The sequence below is a fragment of the Pseudoalteromonas sp. JC28 genome (genome assembly GCF_013319255.1).
Classification (GTDB): domain Bacteria; phylum Pseudomonadota; class Gammaproteobacteria; order Enterobacterales; family Alteromonadaceae; genus Pseudoalteromonas.
Genome location: NZ_QOKX01000008.1, coordinates 135,824 through 158,320, shown reverse-complemented (window position 1 = coordinate 158,320; position 22,497 = coordinate 135,824). Strand labels below are relative to the sequence as shown.

Here is a 22,497-nt window from a genome sequence, read left to right as displayed (position 1 = left end):
TCCAACCCGGCTCCTAAGTGGCTCGATTTTTTCACCGTAAAACCAGACTAATACTTACCTCGCCATTTTAATGGTCCGCACAGCTCAACACCCTAACCACTACAACATTGGCTTATTATTGAGCAATCAATCCATTCGCCCCGACTTTTTCACGTTTTAATAGTGACAAGCCTGTTAAAAATTTTTATACTGCCTGCGCTTTCAGTGATTTACCTTTAAATCACTACAGCAAATAGCCCTATAGCTCAGTTGGGTAAACTTTCAAAGAAAGTTTACGTCGAGGAAGCGAAGGGATATTAGCGCAGCGACCCTGAGTGTTGAATCCGAGACCGGAACCAAGCTTCATGGACGAATATAACGCGCAAAAACACAAAATGGCCCTATAGCTCAGTTGGGCGAATCAAGACCGAAGCACCGCTTCGCAGCTTGATGAGGTGGAGGCAGGACGCCGACAGGATATTGCTTCATGGATGAATTTAATGAGCACTTACAACACAAAATGGCCCTATAGCTCAGTTGGTTAGAGCGCAAGTAACCCCCTAAAAGTTACTATTTAACCAATGAGTGAGTGAGTAAAGGGCTTGAGTGTATAGTAACATTACTATACAATAAAAATTAGTTACTATTTGTGGCCCTATAGCATAGCGGTTAATGCAATCGACTCATAATCGAGAGATCCTTGGTTCAAATCCAAGTGGGGCCACCATTCCAATAGTATTTCTCTTATCCTTCTCAATATCTATAATTTATATCCTAAATGCACTATGGGTATGTATTTATCTTCTATGTGACTCTGATGAGGAAGTTACTTGCAATCAACGGTTATGTATCCGTCTATGAACCATCAAAAAATATTTCAATTCAAAGGTAAGCAAACACTATATAGTGCTTGCTATATTCAGTAAGTAAATAATTTACATTACTTTTGGCATCATGTGAGAGTGCCAGAAAGAAAACCCTAGCCAATGCAACGCTGTGTCAGCCGACCTGTTTCCCATACCAACATTATTTATCGAGTACCCCCTAACATGAAGTTCCGCTTCATAACTATCCCACGGCTTACATCTGCAAAAATAATGGATAACTCCATCACTATTTACATGAAACTCATATGCTAAGTGATTCTGGCTATTTGGTTTTTCATAAAGAATTTGAATATTTCCCTCATCAAATCCTCTCAGATTCTCAAGTCCACCCAATTTTTCAATATCTGACTCTACAAGGTTTTGGACATTTTTTGATATTAGTAAGCCATATTTACTATTTTTATGAGGATGTACTTCTAGCTTGTTTCCCTCACCATCAGGAAGGTAAATTTTTCCTGCAAAGCCAAACCTTTCAACCACTTCTTTTTTGTGATTACTTTGTTCGTTTCGGCCTCTGCCAATTAACTTATTAAATAATTGTTTTGATTGCAGATCGCTTTCAAGTTCAGCTTGCTTGATTAAATAATTTGTAGCTTTATCCCATGACATATTGAGACCATTTTGCAAAGCGATCACATCAAGAGCCTTATTATAACTAAGGTAGTTATCACCATTTTTTGAAGCTTTTCTCAACGCCTTCGCATCTTCTTTACAGCGCTTTATGCTTCTGCCAGATGGGAACTGAAGGTGGTCATTTTTTTTGGGCTTAGTATTTTTCATTAGCATATCCTCGCAAATGCACACGCAGCCGCCAACGCACACACGAAGTAATACGTATAAAAAATCTATTTAATGAAATTATGAAGCTAACCTAATGGGGTTTTTGCCAAGGGCGGCTATACAGGGTGCTTTAAATCCCTAAGTGCTAATGTACAAAAAACAAAACTTTTATACAAGACGTTACTGTAGTAGCTCATATCTCATCTAACAGTTTCGATGAATAGGTTTAGACTGTTATCTGACTGACAGTTATAAACGAAGAACGGACCTTGCTGCTACGCTCAAGGAAGCAAATTTATACCAAATTGTTTTAGCAATAAAGAAAACAGCCAAAAGCAAATTACCGTTATTAATGAGCTGATGAGTAACGACAGCCAAAAACTATAGCGTTGCATCAGCGCAGGGAAAATTAAAAACATGGGCAATGTCGGAAGTACATACCAAAAAGTGTACCAAGCATGATTGGCTATTTTCTCTGATGGCTGCTTTTCAACATATAACCAAATCATGGCTAAAATTGTGACTGTCGGTAAGGCCACTATTAGTGCGCCTAGTTTATCATTTCGTTTTGCTAGCTCCGATGCCGCGACAATGACCGTAGCGGTGATCAAATACTTAGTTATTAGCCAACCCATATAATGTCCTTAAATGAAAAACCGATTGCCTATCGGTTTTTGTTGTGACAATATAGCCAACGAATTAAATAGAGTAAAGTGTTATGCAGTTAGGTGAACTAGAAAAGTTAGTGCTTCAACATTTCTGGAATGTGAAAGAAGCGGATGCAAAGCAAGTACATAAAGTACTGGGGTTAGCTCGTGGTAATTCGTTAAATACTATCCAAAGTACGCTTGATAGGTTATTTAAAAAAGAATTACTTAAACGCACTAAACAAGGCCATGCGTATTGTTATTCAGCCAGAGTAGATCGTGAAGGCTTAATTGCTCAACTTATTTCAAATGTAACCAGTGACTTTGTTGATGATGGTGAAAATAGCTTAATTGCTGCGTTCAGTTCTGCTTCGGCACAGCTTAATGACGAACAACTCGATACATTAGAAAAAATGATCGAGAAACAACGCCAGCTTAGAAAGGAGCGGGCTTAATTATGTTAGTTGGAGATATGGCAATCGTTCTAAATTTGCTCAGTGTTTCAGTGCTTGCATTTGTGATCGGTATTGCAACTGTTGCTGTCGTATCTCGTTTCGTGTTGTTCAGACTCAAACAAGTCAGTTTTAATTGTCAAAAGTTTATATTGTGGTCACTAGTGAGTGCACCTTGGTGGATAGCCTTTTCTTGTATTGGTTACTTTATGCCTTACTCGTTAGGGTTTGATAAAGTTTTTAACATAAGCTGGTTCGAAGATTTTGCCCATTGGCACCATATCGATATTTTTAGCTTTTCAAGTTGGCACGCGGTAACCTTACTTTTAGCACTAATCTATTTAGCTTGGCGCGTAACTAAGACTACCTTTGTTAGAACCAAACAGTCCATCGCATTATCGAGTTTACTAAGCTTTACTGATGCACAAGATGCTAGGACGACTAATGGCAATCAATATTTATTGATGCCTGTTAAAGTGCCTGTTGCCTTTACTACAGGTTTTATATCTCCCAAGATATATGTATCAACCGGACTACAAACCCAAGTTAGCGATGAACAACTTAATATCATCGTTAATCATGAACTGGCCCATGTAACGGCAAGAGACCCGTTATTTAAAGTGCTTTTCACGGCACTTGCCAGCTTCTATCCGTCACGTATAAAACAAACCCTAATCGAGCAATATGTCTTAATGACGGAAAAGATAGCCGACAATGAGGTCACTAAAGAATACGACCATCTTGATATCGCACAGACATTAATTGATGTCGCTAGACTTCAAAAAGCACTTCCTACGGATTGCGATCAGGCGTCTGTTAGCTACTTCGGACATGATTACACGAGTCTTCGTGTTGAGGGGTTATTGAATCCAATTAATAAACCGTCACTTACTACTATCATCATTACTCTAGCATTATTGGCAACTATGCCAGTACTAGCGGCATCCACTGTCGATAGTTTTCATCACTTTATCGAAACTTTTTTCATCCATTAATTAAGGATATGGAATGAGATTTAATCTTTATAAAAGCAACGGAAAAAAACCGATCGGCAATCGGTTTTTGGCTGTTGGTCTAGTTTTAACAACGGGGGTTAGTTTAGTAACATCAACCCCCTCTTTGGCAAACGCGCAAATCCAGCAGCAATCACAGTCATCACATCAGGTTATAAATTTAAGCAAGGCTGTGACCATGACTCTAGAAAGTCATCCTGAGCTAAAAGCCTTGATAGCTCAAGAAGCTGTGTGGCAAGGTAATATCGAGCAAGCTGGCATTGGAGAGCGTCCTCAAATAGGTTTAATGATTGAAGATGCGTTAGGGACAGGTGAGCATAGCGCATTACAAAGTATGCAATCAACGCTCACATACTCTTGGTTGCTTCAACAAGATCAAATTGATGGCAGAGTTAATGCGGCAAAAAGCCAAGCAAATGCAGTAATAGTAGAGCAAAAAATAAAAGCCCTCGATTTATCTGCGATTGTTGCTAAACAGTTTGTTGAAATCTTGATAAAGCAAGAGCGCTTGAAACTCAATCAATTAGCGGTATCTCAGGCACAGGAAGTGGTTGACGCTATTGTCAAAAGAGTAAAAGCAGGCAAAAGTTCTAATGTCGAAATGCGCTTGGCTCAAGCTGAATTGGTTCGAAGAAATCTAGCTGTTGAAGATTTAGAGCACGAATTAAAAGCCAGCCATTATCAACTGTCATCCTTATGGGGTAAGCCTCAGGCTGAGCTTAAGTTAATGGGAAATTTAATGCTAAAGCCGGAAATTCCATCTGTAGAAAGCCAGCTAAACAAGCTTAAGCAAATCCCGCAAATACAGCAGTTCGCTAATGAACAACGTATCGCCCAGTCTCAAATGGAACTTGCACGTATTGAAGCCAAACCTCAGTGGCAATTCACTGCTGGACTAAGACGATATGAAACGACCGATGATTTTGGTTTAGTGGCGGGTGTCTCTATTCCTTGGGGAAGTGAAAATAGAAATGCAGGAACAATGGCTGCCTTACGCGCAAAACAAGATGTTCTGGCAAGTCAGCAACAAGCCCTAATGCAGAAACTCGATGCGCAGCTCTATGTGCTATTGCAAGAAATGGCACATTCCCATCATGTCATTGAAACGATTCAATTAGAAATTATTCCCGTACTAGAAAACGCGTTGACGGAAGCCGGTCAAGCATTTGATATCGGTAAGCTTAGCTACAACCAGTGGAGTGATATACGTAGAGAGCTGCTCAGCGCCCAAAATCAGTTACTTGATGCTTATCAATCTTTGCATTTACAACATATTGAAATTCAACGCCTAACTGGCGTGCCCGTTAGTGATAGCGAGTAAAACCATGAGTAAACTTATGAAAAATAAAAATATTCTGTCGTCATTAAGCTTGGCGATTATTATCTCATTCACAGGTGTCGTCGCACCTAATGCTATTGCAGCATCAACACCTGCGGCAGAGCAAGCTGAACCAGAGAAAGGTCCACACCGTGGGCGCATGTTACGAGATGGTGATTTTGCCATTGAACTCTCTATTTTTGAAACTGGTGTGCCACCAGAGTTTCGTGTTTGGGCGACAAATGATGGACAACCTATAGACCCAAAGAATGTCGATTTAAACGTAAAATTAATTCGCCTAGGCGATGGCACTGATGATATTAACTTCAATGCTCAAGGTGACTTTCTTCGCGGTGATATGGTGATTTATGAGCCTCACTCTTTTGTTGTTGCCATTGAAGCAACTTATCAGGGTAAAAAGTACAATTGGCGATATGACAACTTCGAGGGTCGCACCACAATTGAACAGGCAGTTGCCGATGCAATGGAAATCAACACTGAAATCGCAGGCTCTGCGACAATTCATCAAACCATACCCGCTTATGGAAAATTAAGTTTACCTGTGGACGCTAAGCGAAACATTGCTGCGCGTTTCGATGGTGAAATCACCAAATTACACGTCAATTACGGTGAAATTGTTAAAAAAGGGCAAACGCTATTCACAGTAGAAAGTAATGAAAGTCTTAAGCCCTACGTTATTAAAGCGCCCATTAACGGTGTTATTACCCAGTTATTCGCAAACGCGGGTGAGCAAACCAATGGTAAAACCTTACTCACCATTACCAATTTTAATCGCCATATTGCCAAATTAGCGGTTTATCCTTCGGATTATTCCAAGGTTAAACTGGAAACTCCAGTATCGTTAAACGTTGAAGGTCATGAGGAAAGCTTTGCAGGTAAGGTGTCATTTATTGAGCCTAGCGTGAGAGATGATCAGGCAAGAATTGTTTGGGTCGAATTAGAAGATAGTAACCTTGCCGAAGGAAGTTTTGTAAAAGCTGACATTGAAGTTGCAACCATTGATGTGCCACTGGCTGTAAAGCGTGTTGGCTTACAAGGTTTTAGAGACTTTACTGTTGTTTACGCCAAAGTGGGTGAGCAGTATGAAGTTCGTATGCTTGAGTTGGGCCGCGCTGGAGGCGAATGGATTGAAGTATTAGGTGGCCTAAAAGCGGGAACAAAATACGTGACCAACAATAGCTACATCTTAAAAGCCGACATTGAAAAGTCTGGCGCATCACACGATCACTAGGAGCGTATAAATGTTGGAGTCAATTTTACGCTTTTCAATAAAGCGCAAATTCCTTGTCATGGTGATGGTGTTAGCTGTGTCAGGTTTGGGTATATGGAATTTTACCAAACTACCGATTGATGCAGTGCCCGATATCACCAATGTGCAGGTAATGATCAATACCGAAGCGGCTGGGTTTACGCCATTAGAAGTTGAGCAAAGGGTAACTTTTCCGTTAGAGACCGCGTTGTCGGGTTTACCGGGGTTAACCTATACCCGCTCAGTTTCTCGTTATGGCCTATCTCAAGTGGTTGCAATATTCAATGATGATACTGATGTCTATTTTGCCCGTCAGCTTGTTAATGAGCGTTTATCAGCGGCACGCGCTGAGTTACCGCTGGGCTTAGAGCCTCAACTTGGACCAATTGCGACAGGTCTTGGTGAAATATTCATGTTCACTGTTGATGCTGAGCCTGATGCTACACATGCTGATGGCACGCCTATTACACCAACGGATTTACGAACCGTACATGACTGGACAATAAGACCACAGTTAATGCGGGTGCCGGGTGTAGTAGAAGTGAACCCGATAGGCGGATTTGAGCGTGAAATATTAGTCGCTTTCAAACCTGAAAAGTTACTTGCTTTTGGGCTGTCACAAGCCGATGTGGTTGATGCAATTTCGCAAAACAACCAAAACCAAGGTGCAGGCTTTATTGAGCAAAATGGCGCACAGTGGTTGTTAAGGCTGCCCGGTCAGGTTACTGATATGACTGCCATTGGTAATATTCCGCTTAAGTCGCTTGATGGTTCATCAATTTATATAAAAGACGTAGCTGATATTGAAAACGGCAAAGGGCTAAGAACTGGTGCTGCTACACAAAATGGTCGTGAAGTGGTAATGAGTACGGTGTTCATGCTTATTGGTGAAAACAGCCGCACCGTTGCCCATGCCGTGGGAGAAAAGCTCAAAGAAATTAACGCCACTTTACCAGAAGGTATTGTCGCAACCGCTGTTTATGATCGCACTAAATTAGTTGATAAAACCCTGCAAACGGTTCAGCTTAACCTGACCGAAGGGGCGGTTCTGGTTATCGTTGTACTTTTTGTCTTGTTAGGGAATTTCCGAGCCGCATTCTTAACTGCCTTAGTGATCCCTTTTGCCATGTTGATGACAGTGACAGGTATGGTACAAACTCGCGTGAGTGCAAACCTGATGAGTTTAGGCGCGTTAGATTTTGGCTTGTTAGTCGATGGTGCCATTATCATTGTAGAAAATTGTCTTCGCAGGCTAAGTCAAGCAGGAAACAATCCTCTGCCGCTAAAAGAACGCATGGAACTCGTGTTCGAAGCAACAAAAGAAGTCATACGCCCAGCTCTATTTGGCGTGTTTATTATCACCGCTGTTTACTTACCAATTTTTGCCTTAGAAGGCGTTGAAGGCAAAATGTTCCACCCGATGGCGATCACCGTAGTTATCGCGTTACTTAGCGCTATGGTGTTATCGGTTACCTTTGTACCAGCTATGGTTGCCTTGTTATTTAAAAAGCCCGTGAAAGAAAAACATAGCCCAATAATTCGTGGTGCTGCTGTTCTTTACAAGCCCGCTTTGAACTATGTATTAAAAGCCCGCTGGTTAGTTGTTGTAGTCGCAACAGTATTGGTTGGCTTTACAGGTTATCAGGCAACTAAGTTAGGCAGTGAATTTGCGCCTAATTTGGATGAAGGTGATATTGCCATGCACGCGCTGCGAATTCCGGGTACGTCATTGTCTCAAGCAATCGCGCTTCAGGAATCTTTAGAAGATAAAATTAAACAAATGCCAGAAGTTGAACGCGTCTTTGCCAAAATAGGCACTGCCGACGTTGCAACGGATGCCGTTCCGCCAAGTGTCGCAGATAACTTCATTATCCTGAAACCTCGCGAGTTGTGGCCTGATCCAGATAAGACAAAAACTCAAGTTGTAGAAGAGTTAGCCGCGCTAGTACAGCCAATTCCGGGGAACCGATATGAGTTTTTACAGCCAATACAAATGCGTTTTAACGAATTGTTAGCTGGGGTGAGAGCTGAACTTGCGATAAAAGTGTTTGGTGATGACTTTGATACGTTGACTACGTTAGGCAGTGAGATAGAGGGTGCAATTTCTCAAGTTGAAGGTGCCGTAGATATACAAGTTGAGCAAACGACAGGGTTACCTATGCTTAATCTTGTGCCAAATCGTGAAAAACTGATGCAGTTTGGTATTAGTATTAGCCAAGTACAGTCTCAAGTGGCAACAGCTATGGGTGGTACAGTTGCAGGTAAGTTTTATCAAGGCGATGTGCGCTCAGATATTGTAGTAAGGCTCACAGAGTCCAAACGTAATGATATCGATTCAATACCTTATTTACCGATAGCTTTGGCTGATGGACATACAGTACCACTTAAAGAATTGGTTGATATTGAGCTGATATCGGGTGCTAACCAAATAAATCGTGAAAATGGTAAACGCAGAGTGGTAGTAACTGCCAATGTTCGTGGTAGGGACTTAGGTAGTTTTGTTGCAGACATACAAGCAGCTATTAATGAAAACGTTGAAGTACCTGCTGGTTATTGGGTGGAATATGGCGGCACTTACCAAAAACTGCAATCCGCTTCAGAGCGTCTGAGTATCGTTGTGCCTGTCACTTTAATCATGATTGTTGGTTTGTTAATCCTCGCGCTCAACTCATTTAAAGATGCCATGATCATCTTTACGGGGGTTCCGCTTGCATTAACAGGTGGTATTGCTGCGCTGTTATTACGTGACATTCCATTCTCAATTTCGGCAGCAGTTGGCTTTATTGCCTTATCGGGCATCGCTATCCTTAATGGACTGGTTATGGTGTCGTTTATTAGAGAGCTGCGTAAAGGTGGCTTAGCACTTGATAATGCAATCTTTGATGGTGCGCTGACGCGTCTTCGCCCTGTGTTAACAACCGCACTGGTTGCTTCATTAGGTTTTATTCCTATGGCGTTAAACACAGGCATAGGATCGGAGGTTCAGCGACCTCTGGCAACAGTAGTCATTGGTGGCATTATTTCGTCAACGATTTTGACTCTGTTTGTCATTCCTGCCTTATACAGAATTTTACATAAAGAAAAGGAGTCTATTTTGACTGATGTTGAAGTATTGGAGTCTCAAGATGCCAAGTAACATGATTAAAGTACTGACCTATCTGACGATTGCGCTGTTAGCGCTTCTCAGTATCGAAGCTTTTGCTCACGGAGTCGATGATAAAACCAGAGCATTTTTAGAGCAAAATAATGGAGTACAGTTTATCCCGTTTTTATATATAGGCGCTAAGCATATGATAACGGGCTATGACCACTTGCTGTTTTTAGTCGGTGTTATCTTCTTTTTATATCGTAGCCGTGACGTACTGTTGTACGTCACCATGTTTACTATTGGGCATAGTACAACCCTGTTATTTGGTGTGTTAAGTGACATACAAGTCAACGCTTATTTAATTGATGCCATAATCGGTTTTTCCGTAATTTATAAGGGCTTCGATAATCTAGGAGGCTTTAAGCGTTGCTTTAATTGGCAGCCTAATACTCAGTGGGCGGTGCTGATTTTCGGTCTGTTTCATGGCTTTGGTTTAGCTACCAAATTACAAGAATTTAGCCTAGCTGATGAAGGTCTTATTACCAACCTGATTGCCTTTAACTTAGGTGTTGAACTTGGTCAATTTGCTGCGCTCGCACTTATTTTGATCATGATAAATGCATGGAGAAAACTGCCGTCATTTCAACGTTTTTCGACAGTCACGAATACTGCACTAATGAGTGCTGGTATGATGTTGATGGGCTTACAACTTACTGGTTACTTTACTATTTAATCGATTTTTAACTTATAGAAATACAGAAATAAAAGAGAATTTTATGCAACATACAGTTAGTACCAAAACACTCGTTAAAGCGAGTATCTCAGCAGTCGTTGTCGCGGCTATTGCACTGGTTACTTTTATCTTACCAGCAGAGTACAACATCGATCCGACAGGTATTGGCAACAAGTTAGGTTTAACAGCACTTGCACAAGCGACTGAAGTGGAAACAACATCATTAGAGACAACTAAAGGCACGGATGAGTTTCAAACAATAGAAGTGACAGTCCCTGCGGGACGCGGCATCGAATATAAATTTTATATGAAGCAGCATGAAAAAATGACTTATGAATGGTTAACCGATGGTGCTCCATTGTACTTCGATTTACATGGTGAGCCTGAAGGTGACACAACGGGATATTTTGAAAGCTATGCTATTGCTACAACTAATGAAATGAAAGGCAGCTATACCACGCCATTTGCTGGCTCTCATGGTTGGTACTGGAAAAACAAATCAGATAAGCCAGTGTCAGTGCAGTTACTGGTTAAAGGACAATACGAAGTTATTGGCCTTAAACAATAACGAATTTAACTTTACGAATTTCATACGAAATGGAGACTAAAATGAACAAACTAATATCAATCGTTGCGCTTTGTGGTGCCTTGCTAACAGGTAATGTACAGGCACATGGAGATCATGGTGTCATCAGCGGTCAAAAAGCTGTTAGCATCGCTGCGACACATATTCAAAAAATGACTTTTAAAGACGCTGGTTTTGAAGTCGGTAAGTTAGATGAATCATGGAAAAATATTGATAAGTCGCAACTTTCGATTGCTAGCGTTGAAGACAATTTCTACGTTGTTAGCGCCTCTAATCCTAACAATGAAAATAAGCTTTATTTCCAAATTGCTAAAAACGGTCAAGTATTAGCGGTTAAAAATAAAAACGACTTTTAACAAAATAAGAAGGCACCTTTTGATAAAAACATGAGGTGTCTTTGTTTTGTACCAAGTCCGCTTTTGGCACCTATGCGACTGTCAGATTTGATTGAGTTCTGTTAATCGAGCCTGACAGTTCGAGTTAAGAATTATTCACATGAACATCAGAAAACTAATAAATAGCTCAGATCGTTATTTTAAAGTGTCCCTCACGCTAAGCGTGATCATTTCTAGTTCGTTAATCTAAATGAGCTACAATGTTTGTATTTATGAAGGTGTATCTTTCAGTAAGCATGAAACCTAACTCTCGCTAGTGAAATCATTTACGTGCTGTTTGCCATCTTGTTCAACTTTTTTCATTCTTTGGTTGCGAATAGCAAACTCCTTTGAAACTTTGCCTGTATTAACTACTGGTCGTGAATCTTCCATTCTATCCCAAATAACTTCTTCAGGTATAACCTGCCTCATTAACCGTTCTATGGCTACTTTGGGTTTATAACCTCGCTTTTCTGATGCTTTATCTACAGAATATTTTAAACTTCTACGTTGTTCAAGATAAAGCCACAGTGCTAAATCAACTGCGCGGAATAAGTCTTTATCACCAATAAACGGTAAATCATCCATCGCTTGTTGCTTTGAGTAAATAATTGCCATTCCAGACTTCTCCTAAAAGATAATAATCGTTTGTTATGTTCAAAAAAGTTCTTTTTAAAATGTAATCAATAAGATTCAATCGCAATACCACTTATAATGGGGAGTCTAATTTATTATTAATATGAAGTGAATTTGACATACCTAATCTCATGAAAAAAGTCATTATTACTTCCACGGATTCGTTATCTTTTTAAAAAGAAAAGTCTTAGTCTTTGTTGAGGAAATGAGTGGGGCTTAAAATGAATACGGTAGTAAAAAATTGGCAAATCGTAGCTATTCTAGGGCACGAGGGCGAACTTGGTAGAGTGCTCTATGGCACAGTTGTCCATGATAGTTCATGTCGCTTTAACGCTGGTGATTATGTTACTACATCTTCAATTGAAAAGTTCAACTCAGACGGGACTTTGCTTCAAACTAAATCTGGCTCAACCTATCAATTGTTGGGAGGTGGTTGTATGTCCGAAATAAAGTTTGAAGATTTTGAAATGCTCAGGGCTGGTTTAAGTCCGCAGGAAATTAAATTCGTGAGGGAATATAACATCAGCTATTTTCATTAATGTTACGGGGTAACCATAATTTAAGCTGCTAACGCGCTTCGCTTGTTGAATCCCCAAAATGATCAAAACAAAAAACGTTTTGATCATTTTTAGCGATTTGATTTTTTGAACGGTGTTATTAATTAATCTTGCTCGTTGAATTGACGAAGTAAATTCAGTAGATAGCTGTTTCTTAGGTGTGATTTACTCGGTGTCTCGATAAATGATTTTAGCTTATGAGCATCACCAACAATATGAATTTCCATTTCCGCACGTGTTATTGCAGTGTATATCCAAGCTCGATCAATGATATTCGATTTTGGTATTGCAATGATGACTCTCTTAAATTGTGAGCCTTGGGCTTTATGTAACGTTATTGCATAGCCAAGCTGAATGCAGTCTAGAATAGTTTGGTCAACTTTAAGCACTTTTGCGGTATCTAGCGTTATCTCACCAAAATAATCATCTTTTGACTCAACGTTACTTAGTGTTCCGAGCGAACCATTTCTGATGTCTTTGTCATAATGATTTTGAGTAAACATGATCACATCATCTTGTCTGTAATTAACAAACTGACGTTCACCATCCATATTAAACTCAAGCCTTTCTCCATAAGGGTTAACAAGGTCTTGAGTCAGCTTATTTATCTCTGCTACCAACGCTTTCGAAGGCGCAATAATTTTACTATCAAAAGGGGCTTGAGAGTAGAGTTCGCAACACACATCAGCAATATCTTTTTCCTGTGTTTGATGAAAATGAATATTCCCAGTGCTGAGTTTATCTGGCATTTCCCCATCATTAATAATGCGTGAGTACTCTGGTATACCTGTTGTTTCCTCTGATCTTTTAACAATATCTAACATGGTGTTTGCAATAACTTGTGATTCAACGATATCAGAAAGTACTTTGCCAGAGCCGATAGGCGGAAGCTGATTGGGATCTCCAGTGAAAATGATTTTCACGCTTGGATGAATGTGCGTTACTAGACGATACATAGTTGGTACATCAATCATTGATGCTTCATCAATGACCAAAAGGGCTTTTTCTGTTGCTAAATCAATCTCTATGGGCTTATTTTTCAAAAAACGGGCAATCGTAAGCGTATCAAAACCGATGCTCTCATGAAGCCTCATAGCGGCTCTGCCGCTTAATGCAATAGCGTGAATATCGTAACCTAATTTGGAGTATGCTTTTAACACAGTGTTAAGTACTGTTGTTTTACCAGTGCCTGCTCCACCTGTGATACAACTTACAGCATTATCTAAGCATGTCACGATTGCTTCAATTTGCATTTTTGTCAGCTTGTTTTTCATCTCGTATGGCAGTTGCGCTACTGCATAGTGGTATGCTGCATTTGAATGCTCATCATATAAATTTTTTTGCTTAGCTAGTTTTATTAAGCGCTTAGCAATAGTATTTTCCATTAACAGTTGTGCAGTAGGGTGGAAGTTGCCAGTATCAGGGTTTAAGACATATTGAGCCTTGTTGTAACCAGCCCGAAATGTCGCTGATATCAGCTCTTTGTCGTTGTTAAATAACTTACTAAGCTGCGGTCTCAAGTCAGTCTGACTTGTGAATGTATGTCCTTTTTCAATTTGCTTTCTCAATGCAAACTCTAATGCCGCACTTAATCTTCGGTGATCGTAATCTGTCATTTCAAAATTGAACTCACTATTTTTTACTAGCGAGTCAACTTCTTTAAATGTCATACCGAAGCTGACCAAAATAAATGGATTCTTCTTGATGGCATCAATAGTTTTTTCATCATGATGTTTAAGTAATTGCTGCTGAATTCGAGATGGAATTTTGTTTTTAGACATCCAATTACAATGCGACAAATTACGATATTTAGCATAACCTTTGAAAAGTTCATTTATGGAATGGTCGCTGAGAAAGCTTCTGAGGCGAGTTCTTGATGTAAGACTATCATTGTTCATTATTTCATAGAAATCATCCCCTAGAGCATTACAGAGCAATCTAGCCTTCTTTGCACCAATGCCCTGAAAGTCTTTTTCTTTGGCAATGAAGTTAATTAACTCTTCGTTTGATTCTGGCAGTGTGCAGCTAATAGTTTGGAAAGATTTTTCGTATGTATGCTGTTGCATCACATAATTATCTATTTCTTTATTTTCAATCTTTCTTAGACCTGCGACATTCCAATGTTGGCCCACAGAAGGCATAACTGGCAATACTTGAGGGTTCGCTTTAATCGTGACGTAATACTTACCAGAGTTTACTTGATAAGACTTTGGATTAATTGGTACTCCTGAAAAAATGACAAGTTTCGGTGCCGAAAACGGAATACTCGTTACTCTAAAGTTTTCATTAAATACGCTCTCAGCAGTTGAATTTATCATCTCGGGATAAACCCCATTTCCGACAGTGTTTCTGATAATTCACCATATTTTTCAAGCTGCTTCTCTAGCTGCTCAACTTTAGCTTTAAGTTCAATATTCTCTGCTTCAAGTTCAGCTAAACGCTTAATGTTTAATATGTCAGTCGTTGCTTTGTTAGAGTACTCTTTAGGTTCATTTGTGTTGGTTTTGGCTGACTGCACGAGAGGAGGCAGTACACCACGCTCTCGTAGGGTATCTTCGAGGTTTTGCAGTGATTCTTTAACTACTGGATTTTGACGAAAGACACTTGTTTGAGAGCCAATTGCCTTTGCCATTTCTTTTCTTGAAAGTTGGCCTCGATAGATGATCTGCATGAAATCATCATCACTCTGAGTCTCTTTCCATACTTCAAAAGCATTGGCATAGAACTCCTTTAGTTGCTGTCCATTCATGCCGCTCATACTAATCACTTAATACTTTTTCTAAAGCTTGTTTAAAACCCTCAGATGTTAGGCTTGTCCCTTTTTTTATGCTGGAAGCACTAAACATTTTCCCGTTTTCATCAAATTCAAAAAATTGGCTGTTTAAGAATTCTTTTATAATTTCTAGTTCATAATCTGAAAATCGATGAAAGTGTATTTTAGCTTGTTCTTTATGTTCAAGTTGAGTCTGTTCTGGACCAATTAGTGCATTCGGGTTGTTTATTTTAGTGGCTAAATCAAGTTGATTTTTAAATGATTTTAATTGCCCCAAGGCAATGCTTACTTGATATCGAGTAACAGGGTTTTTAATTTCATTAATATCAATATTAAATAAGCCATCTAGATCGGAGTTAGTGGTTTTAGTATTGCTTGGTTTTGTTCTTATTTCATTGTCTAACTTATAGTTACTCCAAATTTCATAAATAGGTAAATATAAATTACTATTGTTTTTGTTGTATACTGTTCTCTTTGTAAGCTTGAAGCCATTGTTTTTTATTTGTCGGACCAGATTCGCAACACTAAAGTCTAATTTTTCACTTATGGCTTTTTCGCAAATATCACTCCAAGCCTTAAGTCTTAACTTTTGATCTTCTCTGGATGCTTTTTCTATTAAGTTTTGAACTCTTTCTTTTGCGCTGTCTTTATTCATTTCTATTATTACTCTAATCCAAATTAACAACTGGAATTTTTAATTTTTGTTGCTCAACAGATAGTTGCATTTCGTTTTGAATTTTAGATGCGTAGCCTAATTCTTTCAGCGTTACAGAATTTGACTCTAATTGTTCAAGTTCAGCATCCGTTAATTGGGTTGTTAATAGCTTTGCGGCAGCATCGGTTGCAGCTTTTTTTTCATCTTCAGTTAATGGTGAAAGTGTTATTGGAGTCATGCCACTGTTAAACAAAAACGTGTCGATAAAATTATTTCTATCTTTTTCAAATAGTTCTAAGTCCAATTCGTCAAACAGCCTTCCTCCTTGCACGATAAAGTCAAGCTGTCTAAAACTTGATGTTTCATCAAAAATAAAATCACCAGAATTCTCAGAGTTTAGCAAAATTAAGGATTGTGAATTATCTTCAGTTTTTTCCTTTAACTCTTCCAAACATCGAACTTTTTCAAGTAAGTTATATGCTCTATGGGCCTCTCTAAGTTTCTTATCTAGCCGGGTACTTTCTTTTGATACAATGCCATCTAATGACTGAATTTTAGCTTTAAGTTCTGGTGGTATAGGATTTTGTTCCTTTACAAATTTAAAACGTTCTTTTTTCAATAATTCTAATTTGCATTGATGACTTTCTAAAGTAATTGCCAATTTTTTTGATTCTGCCAACAGGACATTAGTTTTAATCCATAAAGGGATTAGCCACGCTTTCCCTGTTATAAAAAAACGACACATAATGCAGTTGCCTTCACCTCCTTCAACAGCCTCATACAAGCCTTTATTATTGTTACTTGCATTGCTCCTTATTAATTTTCCGCCTATGTTACAAGTCGTACCCATTGTTGGACAAATGCCACACTCTCTTATTTCAGTTGATGATGTATTTTTGCTATTCCAAAATGTACTAAAAGTATTTTCATCGTTGAAAACACTATATTTTTCGGCATCTGTCCATGATGCTTCCATTAACCACTTGGCATAATTTTCTTGCGCTTTTTGCTCTATTTTATAATGAGCTTCACTGAGAATCTGGCTGATATGGGTATTGTTGTATTTTATATAATGAAGTGTCATTAGAATTGATTTATGACCAGCAACAATCTTGCTTAATATTTCAATTGGCACACCAGCTTCCATAAAAGATGTAAGCCCTGTAACCCTAAGTCCGTGTGGCGTAAAAATAGATTCTTTAGGGAATCCGTTTTTATCTCTTTTTATAACAATTCTATGTTCTTCGCCTTGTATTTTAAGCCTTTTTTCAAGTTCATCCATAAGCTGGTGCCAAAACTTGAAAGTTCTATAATCTGCAATAGGTGCCTCCGAAGAAGAAGTATTCAAATGACTTCTGAATAAATAGAATCTGTCAGGAAGCATCTCTATGGCTGCGTCAGTAGGCTCGGATGAAAATGTGTTTTTTGGTAGTTCACTATAAGCTGTTGGGCCATTTATTGGGTTATTTAATTCTTGCCATTTCCTTAAAAAATTAGCTAATTCAATAGCAGATTCATTGTGCCAAGGAATTCGATAACCACTATTTTCATCAAATTGATTCTTTTGATCTTCCGTTTTATTGGTATTGACATATAAATCAACTTTGGTTTGATCAGTTTCACTCTGCGATAAAAAGCCTCGTGACTGTTTATTCGCACCAATATTCAACCAATAACCTGAATTAGTTGACTGGTTATCCTCCCACTTTTTAGCCTTATGGTTATATGTCAATTCATCTCCTTCACCAGAGTCTAAAGAAGTAAACTGAATTTTTCTCAATGGTAGTTCGAACATTAAAGAGAATAAAATAGAATTTACGGGACACCACTTTTTCTCATTGATTCCCAAGAATTCATTGAACTGATAATAGTTCTCAGAATCCAAGGATTTAGGCCATTTATAATCATTCTCTGAAATGATATTTTGACATAATTGGACATATTTGGTTGGCATCGGGTGCTTGTTTGTCTCAAACCTTTTTTTATTATAATCGTTACTCTGCTTTAAAACGTGTTGGTAACGAATGTCATCAAACAAGGGGTATCCCAGAGCTACTGGCTCGTCTGTATAGTCTGTCATATGGTTATTTATAAACCAGATTGAAAACTCTTGTGAGGTTTTACAAGTTACTAACTTGTCTTTCACATTATTATTTTCTAACCAAACTAGGAAATCAGATCGTTTTTCTGAAAAATAAACAATAGGATCTAGAATCTTATGTTCTTCAATAACAAAGGTAATAAACTTAGCAAGAGCAGATTTTTGGCTTTTCTGACTTTTTAATATCTTTTCATTTATAAATTTATTTGAAGCATCAAACCATTGTGAATAGGTAGGATGTTTTACCAATAACTTTCCAAATGTTGTTTGACTGCCTTTGTTTCCTGACTTTTTTTTATGTGGGTCAGAAATATTCCTGACTTTAAATTCATTATTATCAGTATGCTTAACCAATAAATTAGATAGTAATCTAAATATATTTAGGAACTTAGCGCCCGTCTCAGGATAAAAAGTGTCCCCTTTCACCATTTCCGAAAAAACTATATTCCATACTGACATGGAAATACCATCTATACTTTTAATTTTAAATAGCTTTTCTATGACATAACAGAATTGCGCCACGCCATTATAGTTATTTTTGTTTGCTTCTTTAAAAACAGAGTGTTTGGAATTTTGGCTTAAAATATCCCTAAATAAACTACTTTGAATATAGTTGACATTTAACTTCGCCTTTCTGGAAGAAGATATTTCATCTTTTAAAAAAGCTAGCAGTTCTCTAAATAGACTAGGAAAATATTCTAATTCTGATGGTTTGTCGAACTCAGTAAAAAACTTCTTATAACTGTCCATTTTATCCTAACGCCTCAATTATTTTAGGTGTGATCGTTTTGTTCGAGTTGTTTTCGATCTCATATTTGGCCTTGTCTAGTGCCATTTGAACATCACTATCTTTTGCTTCGGTATAAACCAACTGTGAAATTGGACTTCGATGACGCATAGCTTTTTGGACTTCTTTAGCGTCCATTCCAGCATCCTTTAAACCTTGCCCAAAAAAGTGACGCATTCCATGTGGATTTGTCCCATGCTTCCTTCCTCTTGGAATTTTATAGCCAAACCTTTTTTCTAACCTGTCATAAGCGTCATCTAAAGCTGTTCTATATGCTCCCATTGAATATGGCTCACCAGCAAAGCTACCCTGACCGCTGACGAACAAAAATGGATGTTCAAAACCATGCCTGTCAGAATAATGTTTCATTAAATTTTTTCTGTAATTCAAATAATTTAAGAACATTGTTCTAATTAAATTTTCTGCACTTCCATGAAGAAAAAACACAGGAGCTTCAAGCGATTGATCTACTGCTAAATCTTTCCATCCAGCATAATACGACTTTGGAAGGCCCTTCGTATTTCTTGGGAAAAGATTACGCATTGATAGATATAATCTTCTCGTTATATTTTTTTCTCCAATTATATTGGTTAAGGAGTCAGATGGGTGGCGCAGTAAAATTTTTGTTGAACCATCGACTTGAGGAATTATATCGTTGAACCATAAGTGAAATGGTTCGGATATCCGAGTTCCACAGAAAAAGTGAATGAGTGTAATCAATTTTGCGGTAATATTTTCCTCTTCTTCCCCATTCCTTCCTCGTATTTTAAAACCATGTAACAACAGATCTGGCACCAACCAACTCGGAAAGTATTTGATTGCTCTACTAGTTGGAGTTATCGATTTATCATCGCCAAATAGTAAATTTTCTTCAGCTTGTTTTGCCAACCTTTTTGCTAGTTCGACTGGATCAATAAGGTGTGAGTAGATTGACTTAAGTTCTACCTTGTATGCTTGGTATAAATATTTTAAGTAATTAGTCTCTCCGCTAGTCGAGCTATTTATCTTAAATGCATTTTCATCAACAATTTCATTTAATACACACCAATCAATGAAGCCTTTAAGCGCTTTTAATAATTTTCGTGAAGTAGTTAAAGAAGTAGCAGGCCAATTTAATCCCAGTGGGTCGGTAGCATTTTTAGGAGAAATAGTGCCTAGAGTTATTGCATTACCAAAGTTTGTAATCATTTTAAGCGGAGTTATAGCGGGGCTACCTGACTTTATATACGCAAGGCGGTAATCGTAAAAAAGACCAACAGCTCTAGCTCGTTCACGCATCCATTGATAACCACGACCCTTATTACTTTTATCATCAAAATAGTCTGAAAGTGATTTTACGTGCAGAGCTTCATCACCTGTATCAATAAATAATACTGGTTTACTTTCCCCCGAAAATTCATCCGACTGAGACTTCATTACAACATGATATCTGCCAATAGGAGTAAATTTACTTGTAGCCATCGCCACCCTCAAAGCGCTTAAAAAGTAACACTATTATAGGGGGTATTTAAAATTTTTAAAATGTATTTGGAAATTAGTATTGCAATTCAAATAGCCTTTATAGTAACATTTATGACATTAAAGATAGGGGGATAAAAGAGCGCACGACTCATAATCGTTAGGTCCCTGGTTCGAGTCCAGGTGGGGCCACCATTTTTCCTACTCTTCCACGTTATTAACTACTAACCGAATCCACTCGGTACTATCTCTCTTAAAGCATGTAATATGCTGAGCATACATAAGCTTGCTCATTGAAAAAAGCTATAAGCAAAGGTGACATAACAAGTACCATAAACTTTCAATGTATTGTGGTAAATTGACGATATAGTCAATTAGGGTAGAATGAAAAGTAGTAAATATTTTTTTGAAGGTAAGCAATGTTTGATTTACAGGCGGAACTAGAGTCACGAGCTAAAGAATTAAACCCAAGAACTCGTCGGGGACACAGAGTACGTCGCACTGTCAGCCACCCTCAGGCTTCAACTGTGGCTACTAACATTTCTGTAGATGCTATTACAGACTCCTTACAAAGAGCTGGTATTTTAGACGCACAGGGTGAACTGCTAGATAAAATTTCGGCCTAGATGTATATATCTCCTGGTGTAGTTGTTGGTTTTCACGGATGTGACCAAAAAATCTTTGATGAAGTAATCAAGAACGGTGCCTCGATCGCCAAAAGTGAAAATGACTATGACTGGTTAGGTCATGGTATATACTTTTGGGAAAATGATTACGAGAGAGCTCTAGATTGGGCTAAAAATAAAGACAGCATTGACAACCCTACTGTTATTGGAGCATTTATCAAGCTAGGACATTGTGTCGATCTTCTGGATAGCCAAGATATCAATAAAGTCGCAACTACCTATCAAATACTAAAAAATGAACTCGACAAAGTTGGTAAGCCGCTACCAAAAAATCGAGTTATCTATGAAGATATCACCTACGTCCGCGAACTTGATTGCAAAGTAATGCTACGCTTACAGCAATTAAATAATGACCTTATCGCTGAAGACCTTAAATTAACGAATCATTCGGCTCCTGAAAATAAAAGAAAAATCCAAAAACATCCTAATTTCATTGATTCTGTTCGAGGTATGTTTCCTGAAGGCTCCCACTTATATGATGGCGCAGGTTTTCGAGAAAGAAATCACATACAGCTATGCATAATCAATCCAAACTGTATTTTAGGGTATTTTGAACCAAGGAAAGCCAACTCTTGGTTCAAACAACTTTAAGCTAGCCTATTCGCCTCCAGCTGCCATCCTTTTATAAAATAAAGCTATTCGCCACAACTTCTCCTCCTTCAACAACTCGGCCAAAATTGACTTTATTGCATTTAGACTACCTTTATTGTCCCAAAGCGTCAGATGAGTTGAACCTCTACCCACTTGAACTCCATTCATCTAACGCTGGCTAAACTCTTAGCATTTATATCCACATCACGTACCACTCCAAATAGTAGTTGCAGCAATTAGATAGTTGCCAAAACCAGAAAAATCAAAAAGTTGCATGAAGTTACATTTACCTTATATTGAGACTGAATAAAAAATAAACACAACTGTAAAGGAAAGACTATGGTTACATTCAACACTCGACTGCTTGCGATGGCATTGGCTTGTAGTTCCACTTCTGTTTTGGCTACACAGGTATTTTATGATCAGGATGGTGCGGGAGATCATTCGCAGTATCAGGGCGCACCTGTTGATTTTATCTCAGCTCGTGCAGGCACAACTGAGTTCTTTAATGCGCTCACGGGCGGCTTAGCGGCGGATGAGTGCCATCAATTTGAAGTGGTTAATACACAAACCGGCGATTTGATTGCTCCTCTCACATTCAACGCGCCCTTTATTTCTGGCCCACTGCCTGCGGAGCATAAGCTGACAGAAAAGTCGGTTAAACTCAGCTGCACGTTACCCTCAGGTGAAGAGGCGATTGTTTATCACAAGATACCCAAGGCTCCCGCCGTTGTATGGCACAGTGAAATCACAGTGGCTGATTGGCAAACGCCGAGCAATGGCCCAGGGTATTTTGCGGATGTTCAATATACCGGCTTGATTAATATTAATAACAACTCGCACCAAGGCCAGTGCCGCAAAGCCAATTATGTCAGTGGTAACCCAGAATTTTTCAATGAAAGACATCAAGGTGGATTTTATAGTGATGTCTTGAATGTTGTCGGTGAGGCTAAATACAGTGGTTTTTATAAAGTGCTGGTGACGGAATTAATTTGTAAAAACTCGGGTGGTACGACTCGCCTTGTCGAAACTTGGCATATAAACCAAAACTCACAATCCCGTGAGCTTTCTTCCGAGCTATTTTAAACACAAGAATAGTGCAGCCTAGCTGCACTTACTTTACTGA

Annotated in this window: 20 protein-coding genes and 1 tRNA gene; 13 read left to right on the top strand and 8 right to left on the bottom strand. The window is 38.6% G+C overall.

Translation table 11 applies throughout. The annotated features are described in order from the left end of the window. The first annotated feature begins 630 nt into the window (after positions 1-630). Positions 631-706 (top strand) — tRNA-Ile (locus tag DS891_RS18460). 208 nt (positions 707-914) lie between these two features. On the opposite strand, the gene DS891_RS18455 is transcribed toward DS891_RS18460, so the two are convergent. Both DS891_RS18455 and DS891_RS18450 read right to left on the bottom strand, forming a co-directional pair. Continuing rightward, positions 915-1,646 (bottom strand): hypothetical protein, encoded by a 732-nt coding sequence (locus DS891_RS18455; protein WP_174170575.1) that lies wholly within the window; start codon positions 1,644-1,646, stop codon positions 915-917. A 281-nt stretch (positions 1,647-1,927) separates the two neighbouring features. Continuing rightward, positions 1,928-2,281 carry a DUF3147 family protein gene (locus DS891_RS18450; RefSeq protein ID WP_174170574.1) on the bottom strand — a complete coding sequence of 118 codons (354 nt, stop codon included), beginning with the start codon at positions 2,279-2,281 and terminating at the stop codon, positions 1,928-1,930. Positions 2,282-2,364: 83 nt separating this feature from the next. Between DS891_RS18450 and DS891_RS18445 the strand changes: the two genes are divergently transcribed. Genes DS891_RS18445 through DS891_RS18410 form a run of 8 tightly spaced genes read left to right on the top strand, consistent with a single transcriptional unit; the run spans position 2,365 to position 11,109 of the window. Further along, positions 2,365-2,748: a BlaI/MecI/CopY family transcriptional regulator gene (locus tag DS891_RS18445; protein WP_028834938.1), complete on the top strand. Its 384-nt coding sequence runs from the start codon at positions 2,365-2,367 to the stop codon at positions 2,746-2,748. A gap of 2 nt (positions 2,749-2,750) precedes the next feature. Then, complete coding sequence (locus DS891_RS18440) at positions 2,751-3,740, top strand: M56 family metallopeptidase (protein WP_174170573.1); 990 nt, start codon at positions 2,751-2,753, stop codon at positions 3,738-3,740. A 13-nt stretch (positions 3,741-3,753) separates the two neighbouring features. Continuing rightward, positions 3,754-5,079: a TolC family protein gene (locus DS891_RS18435; RefSeq protein WP_174170572.1), complete on the top strand. Its 1,326-nt coding sequence runs from the start codon at positions 3,754-3,756 to the stop codon at positions 5,077-5,079. 16 nt (positions 5,080-5,095) lie between these two features. Then, positions 5,096-6,328 carry an efflux RND transporter periplasmic adaptor subunit gene (locus DS891_RS18430; protein ID WP_174170571.1) on the top strand — a complete coding sequence of 411 codons (1,233 nt, stop codon included), beginning with the start codon at positions 5,096-5,098 and terminating at the stop codon, positions 6,326-6,328. A gap of 10 nt (positions 6,329-6,338) precedes the next feature. After that, positions 6,339-9,482, top strand: coding sequence for an efflux RND transporter permease subunit (locus DS891_RS18425; protein ID WP_174170570.1), 3,144 nt, complete (start codon positions 6,339-6,341; stop codon positions 9,480-9,482). Continuing rightward, on the top strand, positions 9,472-10,167 hold the full coding sequence (locus DS891_RS18420) for a HupE/UreJ family protein (RefSeq protein ID WP_174170569.1): 696 nt from the start codon (positions 9,472-9,474) through the stop codon (positions 10,165-10,167). The genes DS891_RS18425 and DS891_RS18420 overlap by 11 nt, the downstream gene beginning before the upstream one ends. A gap of 43 nt (positions 10,168-10,210) precedes the next feature. Continuing rightward, on the top strand, positions 10,211-10,735 hold the full coding sequence (locus DS891_RS18415; RefSeq protein ID WP_062566917.1) for a hypothetical protein: 525 nt from the start codon (positions 10,211-10,213) through the stop codon (positions 10,733-10,735). A 41-nt stretch (positions 10,736-10,776) separates the two neighbouring features. Next, positions 10,777-11,109: a DUF6488 family protein gene (locus DS891_RS18410; protein ID WP_174170568.1), complete on the top strand. Its 333-nt coding sequence runs from the start codon at positions 10,777-10,779 to the stop codon at positions 11,107-11,109. Positions 11,110-11,391: 282 nt separating this feature from the next. Here DS891_RS18410 and DS891_RS18405 read toward each other — a convergent pair whose 3' ends face one another. Then, positions 11,392-11,745, bottom strand: a complete 354-nt coding sequence (locus DS891_RS18405) for a hypothetical protein (protein WP_174170567.1) — start codon at positions 11,743-11,745, stop codon at positions 11,392-11,394. A 239-nt stretch (positions 11,746-11,984) separates the two neighbouring features. Here DS891_RS18405 and DS891_RS18400 point away from each other — a divergent pair, with 239 nt between their 5' ends. After that, complete coding sequence (locus DS891_RS18400; RefSeq protein ID WP_174170566.1) at positions 11,985-12,302, top strand: hypothetical protein; 318 nt, start codon at positions 11,985-11,987, stop codon at positions 12,300-12,302. A 122-nt stretch (positions 12,303-12,424) separates the two neighbouring features. Here the strand turns inward: DS891_RS18400 and DS891_RS18395 are convergent, their stop codons facing one another. The 5 genes from DS891_RS18395 to DS891_RS18375 are packed head-to-tail and all read right to left on the bottom strand — an operon-like array spanning position 12,425 to position 20,097. Then, positions 12,425-14,638, bottom strand: coding sequence for an AAA family ATPase (locus DS891_RS18395; RefSeq protein WP_174170565.1), 2,214 nt, complete (start codon positions 14,636-14,638; stop codon positions 12,425-12,427). After that, positions 14,635-15,078 (bottom strand): VPA1267 family protein, encoded by a 444-nt coding sequence (locus DS891_RS18390; protein ID WP_254605951.1) that lies wholly within the window; start codon positions 15,076-15,078, stop codon positions 14,635-14,637. The genes DS891_RS18395 and DS891_RS18390 overlap by 4 nt, the downstream gene beginning before the upstream one ends. A gap of 1 nt (position 15,079) precedes the next feature. Further along, positions 15,080-15,748 carry a gamma-mobile-trio protein GmtX gene (gmtX, locus tag DS891_RS18385; protein WP_174170564.1) on the bottom strand — a complete coding sequence of 223 codons (669 nt, stop codon included), beginning with the start codon at positions 15,746-15,748 and terminating at the stop codon, positions 15,080-15,082. A 13-nt stretch (positions 15,749-15,761) separates the two neighbouring features. Beyond that, on the bottom strand, positions 15,762-18,599 hold the full coding sequence (locus DS891_RS18380) for a VPA1269 family protein (protein WP_174170563.1): 2,838 nt from the start codon (positions 18,597-18,599) through the stop codon (positions 15,762-15,764). Position 18,600: 1 nt separating this feature from the next. Continuing rightward, positions 18,601-20,097, bottom strand: coding sequence for a tyrosine-type recombinase/integrase (locus tag DS891_RS18375; protein WP_174170562.1), 1,497 nt, complete (start codon positions 20,095-20,097; stop codon positions 18,601-18,603). Positions 20,098-20,513: 416 nt separating this feature from the next. On the opposite strand from DS891_RS18375, the gene DS891_RS18370 reads away from it, so the two are divergent. The 3 genes from DS891_RS18370 to DS891_RS18360 all read left to right on the top strand — a co-directional run bounded on the left by DS891_RS18370 (position 20,514) and on the right by DS891_RS18360 (position 22,457). Next, entirely contained in the window at positions 20,514-20,720 is a 207-nt protein-coding gene (locus DS891_RS18370; protein WP_069021385.1) for a hypothetical protein, read from the top strand. Then, positions 20,721-21,371 (top strand): hypothetical protein, encoded by a 651-nt coding sequence (locus tag DS891_RS18365; protein ID WP_174170561.1) that lies wholly within the window; start codon positions 20,721-20,723, stop codon positions 21,369-21,371. Between the two features lie 339 nt (positions 21,372-21,710). Continuing rightward, the gene (locus tag DS891_RS18360; RefSeq protein ID WP_010607113.1) at positions 21,711-22,457 is read left to right on the top strand and encodes a hypothetical protein; all 747 of its coding nucleotides are present in this window, start codon (positions 21,711-21,713) and stop codon (positions 22,455-22,457) included. Positions 22,458-22,497: the final 40 nt, after the last annotated feature.